General features: G+C 38.1%; 13 protein-coding genes. 8 read left to right on the plus strand and 5 right to left on the minus strand.

What is annotated here, in order from left to right; all coding sequences use genetic code 11:
* Positions 1–432 precede the first annotated feature (432 nt).
* From QHG57_RS02445 to QHG57_RS02455, 3 genes are read left to right on the plus strand one after another with little or no spacing between them, the layout of a single operon-like run.
* The gene (locus QHG57_RS02445) at positions 433–1,647 is read left to right on the plus strand and encodes an aspartate aminotransferase family protein (RefSeq protein WP_330168784.1); all 1,215 of its coding nucleotides are present in this window, start codon (positions 433–435) and stop codon (positions 1,645–1,647) included.
* On the plus strand, positions 1,644–2,579 hold the full coding sequence (gene argF / locus QHG57_RS02450; protein WP_419196337.1) for an ornithine carbamoyltransferase: 936 nt from the start codon (positions 1,644–1,646) through the stop codon (positions 2,577–2,579). The genes QHG57_RS02445 and argF overlap by 4 nt, the downstream gene beginning before the upstream one ends.
* A 36-nt stretch (positions 2,580–2,615) precedes the next feature.
* Complete coding sequence (locus QHG57_RS02455; protein WP_330169396.1) at positions 2,616–3,617, plus strand: Hsp33 family molecular chaperone; 1,002 nt, start codon at positions 2,616–2,618, stop codon at positions 3,615–3,617.
* A 1,091-nt stretch (positions 3,618–4,708) separates the two neighbouring features.
* Here QHG57_RS02455 and QHG57_RS02460 read toward each other — a convergent pair.
* The 5 genes from QHG57_RS02460 to ccmA are packed head-to-tail and all read right to left on the minus strand — an operon-like array spanning position 4,709 to position 7,631.
* Positions 4,709–5,302: a DsbE family thiol:disulfide interchange protein gene (locus QHG57_RS02460; RefSeq protein WP_330168494.1), complete on the minus strand. Its 594-nt coding sequence runs from the start codon at positions 5,300–5,302 to the stop codon at positions 4,709–4,711.
* Complete coding sequence (locus QHG57_RS02465; RefSeq protein WP_330168495.1) at positions 5,277–5,528, minus strand: hypothetical protein; 252 nt, start codon at positions 5,526–5,528, stop codon at positions 5,277–5,279. Before QHG57_RS02465 ends, QHG57_RS02460 begins: the two co-directional genes overlap by 26 nt.
* Positions 5,516–6,295: a heme ABC transporter permease gene (locus tag QHG57_RS02470; protein WP_330168496.1), complete on the minus strand. Its 780-nt coding sequence runs from the start codon at positions 6,293–6,295 to the stop codon at positions 5,516–5,518. The genes QHG57_RS02465 and QHG57_RS02470 overlap by 13 nt, the downstream gene beginning before the upstream one ends.
* Before the next feature lie 47 nt (positions 6,296–6,342).
* Positions 6,343–7,008, minus strand: a complete 666-nt coding sequence (gene ccmB, locus QHG57_RS02475; RefSeq protein WP_330168497.1) for a heme exporter protein CcmB — start codon at positions 7,006–7,008, stop codon at positions 6,343–6,345.
* Between the two features lie 11 nt (positions 7,009–7,019).
* Positions 7,020–7,631, minus strand: coding sequence for a heme ABC exporter ATP-binding protein CcmA (gene ccmA / locus QHG57_RS02480; RefSeq protein WP_330169397.1), 612 nt, complete (start codon positions 7,629–7,631; stop codon positions 7,020–7,022).
* A gap of 297 nt (positions 7,632–7,928) precedes the next feature.
* Between ccmA and acnA the strand changes: the two genes are divergently transcribed.
* The 5 genes from acnA to recF all read left to right on the plus strand — a co-directional run bounded on the left by acnA (position 7,929) and on the right by recF (position 15,856).
* Positions 7,929–10,616 carry an aconitate hydratase AcnA gene (gene acnA, locus QHG57_RS02485; RefSeq protein ID WP_330169398.1) on the plus strand — a complete coding sequence of 896 codons (2,688 nt, stop codon included), beginning with the start codon at positions 7,929–7,931 and terminating at the stop codon, positions 10,614–10,616.
* A gap of 238 nt (positions 10,617–10,854) precedes the next feature.
* On the plus strand, positions 10,855–11,121 hold the full coding sequence (gene rpsT, locus QHG57_RS02490; protein ID WP_330168500.1) for a 30S ribosomal protein S20: 267 nt from the start codon (positions 10,855–10,857) through the stop codon (positions 11,119–11,121).
* Positions 11,122–11,822: 701 nt separating this feature from the next.
* Complete coding sequence (dnaA, locus tag QHG57_RS02495; RefSeq protein WP_330168501.1) at positions 11,823–13,394, plus strand: chromosomal replication initiator protein DnaA; 1,572 nt, start codon at positions 11,823–11,825, stop codon at positions 13,392–13,394.
* Between the two features lie 186 nt (positions 13,395–13,580).
* A complete protein-coding gene (gene dnaN / locus QHG57_RS02500) occupies positions 13,581–14,702 on the plus strand; it encodes a DNA polymerase III subunit beta (RefSeq protein ID WP_330168502.1) in 1,122 nt (373 codons plus the stop codon).
* Between the two features lie 20 nt (positions 14,703–14,722).
* Positions 14,723–15,856, plus strand: coding sequence for a DNA replication/repair protein RecF (gene recF, locus QHG57_RS02505; protein ID WP_330168503.1), 1,134 nt, complete (start codon positions 14,723–14,725; stop codon positions 15,854–15,856).
* Positions 15,857–15,905 lie beyond the last annotated feature (49 nt).

Consider the following 15,905-nt stretch of genomic DNA (forward strand, 5'->3'; position numbering starts at 1 on the left):
AAATGTTTTAATAATGTTTTCATTACGCTGAATGAAAGAATTTTACACTCTAAGCGAGCATAAGAAAATCATCCAACCTGTGGACTTACAAATCAACACACATCATTTTGCTTATTGCATTGTAAATACAATATGCACTCACTCTATGACAAGAGTCTTTACGTCTTGAAGAGTTTATTTAGAATGTTTTCCCCAACTTGCAAATCAATCATAGGTTAAACTGTTACTTTTGTTTAAGGCATTTTTCCCAAAATGCTTATTGGTAGAATCTTCATTGACTTTTTTTCAATTGGTGTAATGATCTATTCCATAGGCGTAATCATTAATCGTAATGAAATGTTGAAAGCACCGTAACAAAATGTACCGTGTTGTTTTATTTGTAGTTTTACTTTGTATATATATTGAAAAAGTTAAAATATAAAGGAAGTTATGATGGATGCCATCTCTATACAACCACTTTATGAATGTTTCGCACGACGAAATTTGCGTTTTGAACAGGGGCACGGTGTATGGCTTATTTCCGATAAGGGAGAACATTATCTTGATTTCACATCTGGCATTGCTGTTAATGCATTAGGGTATTCACATCCAAAATTAGTTGATACGCTCAAAATACAAGCTGAAAAACTTTGGCATGTTTCTAATCTTTTTCAATCTCCTGAACAAGCAGCTTTTGCTACGCGGCTTTGTGCAAATAGTTTTGCGGATAAGGTTTTTTTCTGCAATTCAGGTACTGAAGCATTAGAATGTGCATTCAAAACGGCACGCCATTATTACTATGCGGCTGGTCATTCAGAACGCATTGAAATAATTACTTTTGAAGGGGCATTTCATGGACGTACACTTGCAGCACTTGCTGCGACTGGGCATGAAAAATATCTTGAAGGTTTTGGACCTAAAGCTGGTGGATTTATGCAAGTACCTTTTTGTGATGAAATTGCTTTGCGTAACGCTATTAATAAAAATACTGCCGCTATTCTTATTGAACCTATTCAAGGAGAAGGAGGAATACGAACGGTTTCTCATGAATATTTAAGATTTTTGCGCAAAATATGCGATGATAATGGTCTGTTATTGATTTTGGATGAAGTTCAAACGGGTATAGGACGAACAGGAAAGCTTTTTGCTTATGAATGGAGTGATGTCACGCCTGATATTCTTACCCTCGCAAAAGGATTAGGAGGGGGATTTCCATTAGGCGCTTGCCTTGCAACGGATAAAGTTGCAAAAAGCATGACATTTGGGACCCATGGTTCAACCTTTGGAGGAAATCTTCTTGGAATGGCTGTAGGCAATAGTGTTCTTGATATTTTGTTAGAGCCAAGTTTTCTCAAACATGTTCAGCGCATGGGGAATAAACTAAAAAGTGGACTTTTGCACATTCTCAATATCTATCCTGATATTATCTGCGCAGTTCAGGGGATGGGTCTAATGGTGGGTATTCAGTGTGTTGTGTCTTCAAATCTTGTCGTTAATGCCTTAGAAAATGAATATCTCTTAAGTGTTGCTGCCAACAACAACGTTGTGCGCTTATTGCCGCCTCTTATCATTAGGGAAGAAGAAATAGATGAAAGTTTGCATCGTATTGAAAAAGCAATAGCTTATCTTTCACAAGTAAACAAAGAAAGACAAATATTATATACATGACAAATGCTCTTCGTCATTTCACGGACTTATCCATTTTAACGCCAGCAATAGCACGTGCACTGATCGATTATGCAAAAATCCTTAAAGCATCTTTTAAAGCAGGGAAAGTTTCAAAACCTTTTATGGGTAAAACACTTGCGATGATTTTTGAAAAACCATCCACACGAACCCGTATTTCATTCGATATCAGTATGCGCCAGCTTGGGGGAGATACAATCATGCTCACGGGTTCAGAGATGCAGCTTGGTCATAGTGAAACTATAGCTGACACAGCTCGTGTTTTATCCCGTTTTGTGGATATCGTGATATTACGAACAACAAAACATCAACGTATGCTCGAATTGGCACAATATGCACAAATTCCTGTCATTAATGCCCTTACAGATGATACACATCCTTGCCAAATTCTAGCAGATATATTAACCTATGAAGAGCATCGGGGGCCAATTTCTGGCAAAATATTTGCGTGGATGGGGGATGGTAATAATGTGCTCCATTCCTTAATTGAAGCTGCAGCTCTTTTTGATTTTCATTTGCGTATTGCTACTCCAAAGGGCAGTGAACCACAAGAAAAATTCATACACTGGGCACGTGAACGAGGAGCACACCTTACACTAACCCATAATCCCCAAAAAGCAGCTCAAGATGCTGATTGTATTATGACCGATACATGGGTCTCCATGGGACAAGAATTTCGTGCTCGCAGTCATTCTATTTTTCAGCCTTATCAAGTCAATGAAGTTCTCATGAAATTAGCAAAGTCTGATGCTCTTTTTATGCATTGTCTTCCTGCTCATCGTGGTGAAGAAGTTGTTGATTCTGTGATTGATGGACCGCACTCCGTTGTTTTCGATGAGGCTGAAAATCGTCTTCATATTCAAAAAGCAATTCTTTCTTGGTGTTTACAAGATGCGTTTTTCTCTCCACAATAGTCTCTCTACAAAAAGTTATATAAAAAAGGCAAAGCTATGAGTGAACAAGCTAAAGATGAAGCCTCTCTCAACAATAACTTCTTGCATGAAGATGATACTGTTATTCCCTTTCAAGTCGAAGAACTTGATATTCGTGGACGTGCCGTACAACTTGGGGAAACTTTAAATTCTATTCTTAACAGACATCAATACCCTGAACCGGTTTCTTATCTTCTAGCAGAAGCTTTACTTTTAACTGTTCTGCTTGGAACTTCTCTAAAACTTACGGGAAAATTTATTTTACAAACCCATACCGATGGACCGGTTAATATGTTGGTGTGCGATTTTTCGCCTCCTTCCAGTTTACGTGGATACGCTCGTTTTGATAAAGAACAGCTTAAACAAGCCATAGACAATAATCAAATTTCTTCAGAAACACTTTTAGGAAAAGGCACGTTAGCCTTCACAATTGATCAAGGTCCCCATATGCAACCCTATCAAGGGATAGTTGCATTAGAAGGATCAAATTTACAAGAAGCTTCTCGTATTTATTTTGATCAATCAGAACAAATTCCTACCGATATCCGTTTGGCTGTTGCTATATTAATTAATCGTGACCAACAAGGAAAACCGCAGAAAAGCTGGCGAGCTGGAGGTGTTTTGATCCAACTTTTACCCCAAGAATCGTCTCATCATAAAATAGATGCCCCTCATCAAAAGCGAGAAGAAAGGAAACCCGATACCCAATTGGATAACCAATGGCAGGAAGCTAAAATACTCATGGCAACGATTGAAAGTTCAGAATTAACAGATCCCCAAGTCGGTAGTAAACAGCTCTTGTTCCGTCTTTTTCATGAACAAGGTGTTAGAATTTTCAATCCTTTTTCTCTTGTCGATCAATGTTCTTGTTCACACGAAAAAATTAAAGGAATCCTAGAAGGCTTTTCTATTGATGAACGCAATAAAATGGTTAAAAATAAATATATTTCAGTCACATGTGAATTTTGCTCAAAAACGTACTGTTTTACACCGCAAGAATTTTTAGAAGAAAAAACATAATCAAATATTTTTCATAAAAAAAGATAATTGCAACAAAAGCCTATTTTATTTGCGTCATAAAAGTTTGCGTATAAGCTCGTATGAACTTCTAGAATATTTCTTGTCTTAGAGTTTTTTAATGTATACGAGTGATCTTTCTGTTGAAATCAGTAATTACGTCATAGAGTGCTTAAAAAAGAGTTCTCTATAAAGTATATTTTTTCCTTTCGAAAAAGCTTCTTGTTTACTTTTTACATCTCAAAAGTTTATTTCTTACAATGAATTCTTTTATGATATTCATGATAGAGTGATTATGTACTCATAACGTATATTCTCTGTTAAATGAGATTTTTTGATTGTAGTCATATTTTCTTACTCGAATTTATCTTATTAAGAGTCAAAAAAGCCCATTTAGTTATAATCATAAGAGAAATTATCGAGAGAATAAGAATGTATAGACTCAATATGGACTTTATGGAGTCTATTACGAACAGATAGTGTAATGGGAATAAATATAACAATGAAGCTGCGAAGGAATGGATGTGTTATTTTATAAAGATGAAAATAGTGGTGAAATCCCCTCATAGCAATGTGCATTTTAGATAAAAAAGTGGAGACAGAACACTATATTATTTTGAAAATAATAGTTGGTTACTTTCACTAATCTAACGATGTTTCTATAGCAATATTGTTTTGTCCAAATAATCAAAAATAAAGCTGCTAAACAGATATTAATTGTTAAAGAAAAACGAAAACTACTTAAATTTTTGTCATATTTGGGAGGTTTGCTTTACAGGTATTTCTTTACACATGTTTTTGAATCAACAATGGTAATGTTCTTGTCAGATTTTGCTAAGAAGAATGAGGGTCCGTATAAATAAAATAGCATATATAGCATGATAAAACGTTATGTTTTTACAAATCTGCATTATTATATTTTTCAACTTAAAATATTGCCAATTATTTTCACGTTTAGACAATTCATAAAAGGTATTTTTAGTCTTTATCTTAAATGTTTTTTTGATTCAACATATAGAAATTTTAAAAAATCTCATAGTGTACGGTATTTTCATTTAATAAAGTTATTATTTATAAACCAATATGTTGATATTTTATTTTTCTTCTGTCATGATCGCTTGTTCAATTTTTGGTAGAATTTTTTTTTGATAAATTTGCCATGTTAAGGGACCAACATGTTTGGCAATAATGATGCTCTCTTTATTCAAAAGAAAGGTTTCTGGGGGTCCATATATTCCCCAATTAATGGCTGTATATCCTGAAACGTCAAAGCCAATAAATTTAAAAGGATTACCAAAACTGTTTAAAAAGCGCAGGGCGTTTGTTTTGTTATCTTTATAATTAATGCCAATCAGATCAAAACGTTTATCTTGTGCAATTTTCATAAGAATAGGATGCTCTTCGCGACAGGGCAAACACCAAGAGCCCCAAAAATTGACCAATGTGACACGTCCTTTAAACTGTTTTGAATTGAGATAATTTTCTTTATCAAGAAGAGGAAGATGAATATTGGGAGCAGATTTTTCAGCTAATGCATTTGGGAGAAGAGGAGAATCTTGAAGGTGTTTTTTATCCATAAAGCTGAAAAAAAGCAGCATGAGAAGAAGAAAAAGTACCAATGGTCCAAAAAGAACAAGCAGAACAGGCAAAGATATATTTTTTTTAAGTTTGGGAGGGGTATTTTTCATTACACTTTTCTTTTTGTGATAGCTCTTTTTTGTTTAGCTGTTGGAGAATTTTCTTTTGGTATAGGGCTTTACAAAGAATATATCCAATAAGACATAAGAGGGATATTGCAGAAAGCACATAGCTTAAAACAACAATTTGCTGGTGTTTAAGGATGCTAAGGAAAAAATCAATTTTCTGAGATAGATTTCCTAAAAGTCCGCCCTGGATGCCATTTAGGTCGAGCATGATGAAGAGTCCTGTTGTTGTGCACGACGGGATTTTTTAATCTGTAGTATTCGGATGTAATAACTATTGATTGCATTTCGCATAGCCATCAAATAGAGCGCAATAAACATAAAGATGAAACAAAATAGCATTGTTATAAGGGGCCATAACATAGCATTGTCGATTGTTGATCCGCCAGCACGTAACAATGATGCTGGTTGATGCAATGTATTCCACCAATTAACGGAAAATTTAATAACAGGGATATTAACAAATCCAACAAGTGTAAGAATTGCAGTAGCGCGAGCGGCTTTTACTTGGTTGTCAAAAGCACGTCCAAGCAGGATAATAGAAAGATAGATAAAAAGCAGAATTAAAACTGATGTTAACCGCGCATCCCAGACCCACCATGTTCCCCATGTAGGTTGCCCCCAAAGTGCTCCTGTCATGAGAGCCAAAGCGGTAAAAATTGCCCCAATAGGCGCCCCACATTTGAGTGCTACATCAGCAAGATGATATTTCCAAATCAGATTTCCTAATGCCGCTGCACTCATCGTTACATAACAGAATGTAGACAACCACGCAAAGGGTACATGAAGGTACATAATCTTAACAGTAATGCCTTGTTGATAGTCATCAGGGGAATGCATCACTAGAATAAGCCCTAAGATAAGGAAACACAATGTTATGCCGGCCAACCAAGGTAAAACGATACTGCTTATTTTCATGAAAATAGTGAAACTTGCAGGGAGTGGGCTCATTTTATATATACGAGATAGTTCATTCATGAAATTCATAATAGGCAGAGTTTTGCTATGCGGCAATCATCTTTTTATTATTCTGATAAAAGTTTAAGCGTTATCGCAGCAACAAAAGAGCTAAAGAGACTCAAAAGAAGTGAAAAAGCGCTGAGAAGAGCCAAGGACGTGAGAAAAGAAATATTTGGATTTATTGGGGCTGTAGCAGCCGAAACACCAAAAATCATAATTGGAATGATCCATGGCAAGATAATGATAAAAATAAGCAGAGCACTGTGCAACAATGAGGTTGCGAGTGCAGCGCCTATGGCACCAATAAAAATAATGGCTGGTGTTCCGCATAAAAGGGTAAGCATTGTTGTAAAAGTTATTGTTACATCTAAATGGAGCATGAGAGCTAAAATAGGTGTAGCAAAAATAAGAGGAAGCATTGTTCCTACCCAGTGGGCAAGACATTTGGTAAAGACAATTAGTGTAAAACTTTGTCTTTTTCCTGAAAGGATAAATTGGTCGAGATTACCATCATCGCGATCGATTTGGAAAAGTTTGTTCAGATTGAGGATTCCTGCAAGAAGGGCTCCAAACCACAATATACCTGGCCCTATTTGTGCAAGAATTTTAGGATCTGGCCCAATGACAAAGGGGGTTATGACAACAACAGCGATAAAAAACAATAGTCCTGTTAGTGAAGAGGCTTGTGGCGCTAATAATAGTTTAAGATCACGCCAGAACAGTGCTTTCATTTGATTCTCTCCTAGAGAGGTAAAAATTTTTCCAGAGCGATTTTATAGTTTTCTGGAATACCTAGGGAATTATGAGTTGCAGCGATAATCATACCACCTTGATTGAGATGACGCTGGAAAATACGAGCCAGGAGTTTCTGAGCATGGTTATCAAGCCCAGATATTGGTTCATCTAAAATCCAAAGAGGACGATAGGAGAGCAAAAGGCGAGCAATAGCTACGCGTTTTTGTTGCCCAGTTGACAGAGCGTTAAAGGGTAAATGTTCAAGGTTAGAAAGACCAATATCGGCAAGAGCTTCATGCACAAAGCGTAAATGTTGACCGTAAAATTTTGCCCAAAATTGCAAATTGTCCATGACAGATAAGAGAGGTTTCATAGCATTTTGAGGACCAAGATAATGACACGCAGTTGCAACAGGGTATATTTGATCATGGTCTTTAAGTATTATATGACCTTCAGCAGCTTCAAGAAGACCGACAATGATTCGGAGTAATGTAGACTTTCCGATACCATTAGGGCCGGTTATTGTCATCAGTTGCTGTGAAAATAAACAAAAAGAAAGACCTTTAAACAGAATTTCCTCGTTTCTGTAAGCGGCTAAACCTTTGCCTGATAACATCATGTGATTGCCTATTTTGTTTTTATTTTCATACTCTTTATTGCATTATAGAATAAAAAACACATTTTTTATGCAATTGTACCTAGAATAGTTCTAGAAATAGTTCTATAAGGGACACCTTACATCAATATCTGGTGTAGAATGGTTTCTGGCGCTGATTTCCGCATTTGCCTATGAGAGGGTGGAGGGGGAAATGGATAGTGGAGGTAATTCCGTTTGCGCTCAAGCTGCGATCTTGATTCGTAGTTTGTGTTGTTCATTCCTGGAAATTGGGCGGTTATAGTATGAGGGTGGACAGTCATGACTCAAATTGATAGCTTTAATTGTCGCAGAGTATTAAATGTTGGTGGCAAAGAATATATTTATTATAGCTTGATCGAAGCGGAGAAGAAAGGACTTGAAGGTGTTTCTCGTTTACCGTTTTCGATGAAAGTTATTCTCGAAAATTTATTGCGATTTGAAGATGGCCGCACAGTTAAAAAAGAAGATATCTTCAATGTTGCTAAGTGGTTAAACGACAAAGGGAGCGCCGGGGCAGAAATTGCTTACCGTCCTGCGCGTGTTCTTATGCAGGATTTTACAGGTGTTCCAGCAGTTGTTGATCTTTCTGCAATGCGTGATGCTATGGTTAAACTTGGCGGTAACGCAGAAAAAATAAATCCTCTCATTCCTGTTGATCTCATCATTGATCACTCAGTTATTGTTGATGCTTTTGGTAATTCCATGGCTTTTAAGGAAAACGTTGAGCATGAATATGAACGCAATGGTGAACGCTATCGTTTCCTTAAATGGGGCCAGCAAGCCTTTCAAAATTTTCGCGTTGTTCCTCCAGGAACAGGGATTTGTCATCAGGTTAACCTAGAATATTTAGCACAATGTGTATGGATGAAGAATGAAGAGGGGTGTGAGACGGTTTATCCTGACACCTGTGTAGGAACTGATTCGCATACGACTATGGTAAATGGTTTAGGGGTTTTAGGTTGGGGTGTTGGTGGTATTGAAGCAGAAGCAGCAATGTTAGGCCAACCTGTTTCTATGTTGTTACCTGAAGTGATTGGTTTTCGTCTAACAGGTAAACTTAAAGAAGGTGTAACAGCTACTGATCTCGTATTGACGGTGACTCAAATGCTACGCCAGAAGGGTGTTGTCGGTAAATTTGTTGAGTTTTTTGGTCCTGGTTTGGAGCAGATGACGCTTGCTGACCGGGCAACGATTGGAAATATGGCACCTGAATATGGAGCAACGTGTGGTTTTTTCCCAATTGATAAGGAGACAGTGCGTTATCTCAATATGACAGGACGTGATGAAAATCGGATTGCCTTAGTAGAGGCTTACACCAAAGCACAAGGGATGTGGCATGACGAGATGGTGGCTCATCCCATTTTCAGTGATACAATTGAATTAGATATGGGAACTATTGTCCCTTCTATGGCTGGTCCTAAACGTCCTGAAGGACGTATTGCATTGGAAAATGTTGGGCAGGGTTTTGAGAAGGCATTGGTCGAAGACTATAAGAAGACTTCTGGACAAGATAAGCGTTATCAGGTCGAGGGTGAAGAATATACGCTTGGTCACGGTGATGTAGTGATCGCTGCGATTACGTCGTGTACGAATACATCGAATCCAAGTGTTCTTATTGCGGCGGGTCTTTTGGCACGAAATGCTGTGGCAAAAGGTCTCAAGAGCAAACCATGGGTAAAAACTTCTCTTGCACCTGGTTCACAAGTCGTTGAAGCTTATCTTCAAAATTCGGGTCTGCAAAAAGATTTAGATGCATTAGGATTTAATTTAGTAGGATTTGGGTGCACAACATGTATTGGGAATTCTGGTCCTTTGCATCCAGCTATTTCCAAAACGATTAATGACAATGGTATAATTGCATCTGCAGTTCTTTCAGGAAATCGTAATTTTGAAGGACGTGTTTCCCCTGATGTGCAAGCGAATTATTTAGCTTCACCACCGTTAGTTGTTGCACATGCGCTCATGGGGACGGTGTGTAAAGATTTAACCAAGGAGCCTCTTGGTGAAGATTTAAATGGTCAACCTATTTATTTGAGAGATATTTGGCCAACTTCTCAAGAGATACAGGAGGTTATCGAAAAAAATGTCACGCGTAAGGTTTTTGCCGAAAAGTATGCAGATGTTTTTAAGGGAGATGAAAATTGGCAAAAAGTTCAGATTCCTACGGGTTCTACCTATTCTTGGGATGAGCAATCCACCTATGTCCGCAATCCACCTTATTTCGATGATATGCAAAAAACACCTGATATCTTACCAGATATTAAAGATGCACGGATTTTAGGTTTATTTGGTGATAAAATCACGACGGATCATATTTCTCCTGCTGGTTCTATTAAAGCAGCTTCTCCTGCCGGAAAATATTTAATGGATCATGGTGTTAAAGTGACCGATTTTAATCAGTATGGAACGCGTCGTGGGAATCATGAAGTTATGGTCCGTGGGACCTTCGCCAATATTCGCATTCGTAATTTCATGTTAGGGGAAAATGGTCGAGAAGGAGGTTATACGGTTCATTATCCGTCAGCGGTAGAACAAGCCATTTACGATGCAGCAATGGCGTATAAACAAGAAGGTATTCCACTCGTTGTTTTTGCTGGTATTGAATATGGCAATGGATCATCTCGCGATTGGGCAGCCAAAGGTACCAATCTTCTTGGTATAAAAGCAGTGATTGTGCAGTCTTTTGAAAGGATTCATCGCTCTAATCTTGTTGGTATGGGCATTGTTCCCTTTGTCTTTGAGGAGGGTGTAAGTTGGAAATCTTTAGGCTTAAAGGGAGATGAAAAGGTGACAATTGAAGGAATTCATAACTTGAAGCCTCGTCAAAAGACAGTAGCGATAATTACTTTTTCTGATGGTACGATAAAAACCGTTCCGTTATTATGCCGTATTGATACTGAAGATGAGCTAGATTATTTGCATCATGGGGGAATTTTGCAATATGTCTTGCGTAAGTTAGCCGTTTAAATTCTTTTGTTTGTTGAGGAATATCTATTATTAAGCTATAAAGTTGCGGATCAAAGAGTTTGGCTTCGTTTTTTTATGACTATCTTTGAAAATCTAATTGACGTTAGCTTTGGGATTGCGCTATAAGCTACATGAGTTATAGGCAGCTTTATAGTTTTGCTTGGGTTGGGTTTATTTATATTGGTAGAATTGTTTTTTAGACTCATTTTACCAAGGTGTTGAAAGAGAGATTATATTTATGGCGAATACACCTTCTGCTCGAAAAGCAGTGCGCAAGGTTGCGGCGCGCACACAGGTTAATAGGGCCCGCCGTTCACGCGTTCGTACCTTTATACGTAAGTTTGATGATGCTTTAGCGGGTGGCGATAAGGCATCTGCGGAGGTTGCATTTAAGAATTTTGAGCCTGAAATTATGCGTGCGGTATCTAAAGGGGTTTTTCATAAAAATGCTGCTGCGAGGAAAGTATCGCGTTTAGCTAAACGTTTGAAGGCTCTCAGCGTTTAAGATTTTTCTCCTTTATTGAGAATAAAGCCAGTATCCATGAGGATGCTGGCTTTTTGTTTATTATTTCAAAAAGTTTCTATTGAAAATAAGAATCGATAATGATTCTCCTCTTGAAAAAGGAGAGAAAGTTTATAGGGGGAGTATGGTTATCCACAAGCTTTGTGGATTTTTACAGAGTCTTTTTTGTCAAGCATTTTATTTTTTTTTTTTAATCTGAAGAGATTCTTTAATTATTGGTAAATTTAGAGAAAAAAAATGAATTGAATCAATATTGTTGTCAGTTCTCATTGATATAAGCATTTTTTTCGGTTTTTTTTGATTTTATTTTGACCTCTTGCATTTTACCTCTGCTGTTTTGTATGGTTCTTATGAAGACTAAAAAGCATGAAGGGGTCACATCGGCGTATTATTCTATATTTTGTTGAATACAAGATGTTTTGATTTGGGCTTTTCGAAGCTTTTGGGTTGGAGAGGTTTTCTGAGGGTTTTTTAGTTTTCTTAATGGATATGTTTACCATTTTAGAAGAGTGGGCCATATCATGAGTGCAAGTAAATCTTATTGGTCATCTTTGTTAGTGGGGTTGTTATGAGGCTATCCTAGGGGAGGGTGAGTAATCTTATTTGGGGTAGGGCGTTTTGCCTTCGCTAGATTTATTTTAGCTGTTCGGCAGGGCAAAATTTTATTTTTATCAGGATGGAAGATGGTGGATAAATTGAACTCTAAAGCTAGTTCCTTTAAAAGGGTTTCGGTGAATATCCTGTCAGCAGAGAACATAATAAAGAATAGGATGACGAAGAGTGATGAGGACGTTTGTAGAAATGCTTCTGTAGGGCATTCTATTGTTTCAGAGGAGGAGAGTGCGGCGGCTTTTATACGTGTTATGGCGCAATTAAAGGTACAGGTTGGTGTTGAGGCTTATACCAGTTGGTTTGGACGTGTGAAGCTTGCTGAATATAGTCATACTCTTGTAAAGCTTTCTGTTCCTACAGCTTTTTTACGTTCATGGATTAATAATCACTATGGTTCTCTTTTGACTCATTTATGGAAACAAGAGAATTCAGCAATTCTTCGTGTTGAAGTTATTGTTCGTGGTATGGAACGCGTTTCAAGAGATGTCGTTTGTAAAAGAAGTGTTTCTTCTGCTGTGCTAGAGGAGCAGGCGACTTCATCTTTTGTTGAAAGTTGTGTAGAGCATTCAGTTAAGAGTTCTCAAACAGGAGTTTTTGGATCTCCACTTGATTCTCGCTATACTTTTGAAAGTTTTGTTGAGGGGGCTTCTAATCGTGTTGCTTTAGCAGCTGCGCGTTCAATTGCGGAGAGGCATAAAAGTGCTTTGCGTTTTAATCCTCTTTTTATTCACGCATCTGTTGGTTTAGGAAAAACACATTTGCTTCAAGCGATTGCTGCTTCTGCATTGAAGCGTTTAACGTCTGCGCGCGTTATTTATTTAACTGCTGAATATTTTATGTGGCGTTTTGCAACAGCTATTCGTGATAATGATGCTCTTTCTTTTAAAGAACAGCTTCGTGATATCGACCTTTTGATTATTGATGATATGCAGTTTTTGCAGGGTAAGTCGATACAACATGAATTTTGCCATTTGCTTAATATGTTACTTGATAGTGCAAAACAAGTTGTTGTCGCTGCAGATCGTCCACCAGCAGAATTAGAATCGCTTGATCTTCGCGTTCGCTCTCGTCTTCAGGGAGGGGTAGCCCTTGAAATTGAGGCACCAGACTATGAAATGCGTTTGCAAATGTTGCGCCAGCGATTGAAGGTGGCGCAACAAGATGATGGCATGGTATCAATTTCTGATGATATCTTGGAATATATTGCGAAAACGGTTTTAGGGTCGGGGCGTGATATTGAAGGTGCATTTAATCAGCTCTTGTTTCGTCAATCTTTTGAGTCTGATTTATCTTTAGAGCGGATTGATGAGTTATTAGGTCATTTGACACGTCCTGGTGAACCTAAGCGCATCCGGATTGAAGAAATTCAGCGTACGGTAGCACGCCATTATAATGTTTCTAAACAGGACCTGTTATCTAATCGTCGAACGCGTACGGTTGTGAAGCCACGGCAAGTTGCGATGTATTTAGCAAAAGTATTAACTCCTCGCTCATTGCCAGAAATTGGGCGCCGTTTTGGTGGGCGTGATCATACAACAGTTTTACACGCTGTGCGTAAAATTGAAGATTTGGTTTGTGGCGATCAGACCTTAGCTAAGGAACTTGAATTGCTTAAGCGATTGATTGGAGAACAGGCTGTATAGTGTTTATCGTTTCTTTCTTTGGAGAAACTTTAAAGAATTTAATGAGAAGATTGGTTTTTTCTTATGCAGGAGTGACTTGCCATTTTAAGAGAGGTTTAATAAACTCTAGCAGGCGATTCTTTAAAGAGGATCTGTTTTTAATTCTAAGGAATTCTTATAGTTTTTAGTAAATCATATGGGGCTTTTATGCGTATTACAGTTGATCGCAGTCAATTTCTCAAGTCTCTTGGTCGGGTTCATCGTGTGGTAGAGCGCCGCAATACAGTTCCTATTTTATCGAATGTACTGATTGATGCAGAAAATGATCGTGTGCAGTTAAAAGCAACAGATCTTGATTTAGAGGTTACGGAATCTTTTGCAGTTAATGTTAAACAAGCTGGAGCAACAACTGTTCCGGCACATTTGCTCTATGATATCATTCGAAAACTTCCTGATAGCAATGAAGTTGTATTATCCGTCGATGAGAATCAAGAAGGCAGAATGTCCGTTGTTTCGGGTTGTGCACATTTTCAGCTTCAATGTCTTCCGAAGGCAGATTTTCCAGAGTCGCTTCCTGGGCAGTTTGGTTATCGTTTTTCTCTATCGGCATCAAGCTTAAAACGTTTACTTGATTGTACGCAATTTGCTATTTCTACTGAAGAAACCCGTTATTACCTTAATGGTATTTATTTACATGTTATTAATGATGGTGTTTTGAAATTGCGTTTGGTTGCAACTGATGGTCATCGTTTGGCACAAGTTGAGATGGAAGCTCCTTCAGGAGTTGAGGGAATGCCCGGTGTTATTGTTCCCCGTAAAGCTGTAGGAGAATTGCAAAAACTTCTTTCAGAAGAAAATGATAGCGATGTATGTGTAGAGCTTTCAGAGACAAAGATTCGTTTTTCTGTAGGTTCTGTGATTTTTACATCAAAATTAATTGATGGAACATTTCCAGATTATCAACGTGTTATCCCTCTCGGAAATGATAAAGAATTAATTGTTAATAGGCAGGACTTTTCTTCTGCAGTTGATCGTGTTTCAACAATTTCAAGTGATCGGGGGCGTGCAGTTAAATTAACGATTGAGCATGGACAGTTAAGGCTTGTTGTTAATAGCCCAGATTCGGGAAGTGCAGAAGATAAATTATCAGTAACTTATACATCTGAACCGCTTGAGATAGGGTTTAATTCACGTTATCTTTTGGATATTGCTGGGCAGCTTTCAAGCGATGAGATGGTTTTTATGTTGGCTGAGGCTGGAGCACCAGCTCTGATTCGTGATAATGATGATGCGGATGTACTCTATGTACTGATGCCTATTCGCGTTTAGGGGCAATTGTTTTGCAATGCATGGCCAGTCATGTACACAAAGTGGCAGTGAGGCAGCTGAAGCTTTTACGTTATCGCAATTATTCTTTTTTCAATATTCATTTTTCTGGTCAGCATGTGGTTTTTACTGGCCATAACGGTGCTGGTAAGACGAATCTTTTAGAGGCGTTATCTTTTCTTTCTCCTGGTCGTGGTTTGCGACGTGCTGCTTATTCTGACGTTAGCTTTGTAGATGGTGGCGGTGGAGGATTTGTTGTATTTGCGCATCTTGAATGCGCTCTTTATGGTGAAGTAAAGATTGGTACAGCTTTGGAGGTTAGCGATAACAGCCGAAAGGTCCATATTAATGGTGTGAATGAGTCTGGTGATTGCCTAACAGATTATTGTCATATTAGTGTCCTAACACCGTCTATGGATGGTCTTTTTACAGGTCCTTCGCTTGAGCGCCGTAGTTTTTTGGATCGTATGGTTTTGGCGATTGATCCCTTGCATAGGCGTCGCATAGCCGATTATGATAGAGCTATGCGCGCACGTAATCGTTTGTTTTTAGATGGAAATGAAGATTGCGCTTGGTTTGATGCTTTAGAAAAGCAGATGGCAGAATTGGCGACAGCTATTTCTGCGGCGCGTGTTGATGTTATTCGTCTTTTAAATGACATGTTTACACAAATGCCATCACAAATACCTTTTCCACGAGCTTTTTTGCAAATTGATGGTTTTTTGGAAACAGCTCTTAGTGAAATATCAGCAACTGAAGTTGAAGAGCAATTTTGTGATCGCTTACGGCGTAATCGCGCAATGGACCGTGCTGCTGGTCGGACGTTAGAAGGACCACATCGTGCAGATTTGCAGGTTTTTTATGCTGATAAAAATATAGAAGCAACATCTTGTTCAACAGGTGAACAAAAAGCGCTGTTGACAGGTTTAGTTTTGTGTCATGCACGTCTAACAGGTATGATGTCGGAAAAAGCCCCCATTCTTCTTCTTGATGAAATGGCTGCTCATCTTGATTCGCATCGGCGTGCTGCTTTATTTGATATTCTTGATGATTTAGCTGTACAAACATTTATGACAGGAACAGATCGTCTTTTATTTGATGACTTAAAAGGACGCGCAGAATTCTTTGAGATTAAGGATGGAGCTTTATTGCCGTAAAAACATGCTAAATATTTTTTTAATAAGTGATAGGTCTGAAAGAAAAGGC

The organism is Bartonella grahamii subsp. shimonis (assembly GCF_036327415.1).
Classification (GTDB): Bacteria; Pseudomonadota; Alphaproteobacteria; order Rhizobiales; family Rhizobiaceae; genus Bartonella; species Bartonella shimonis.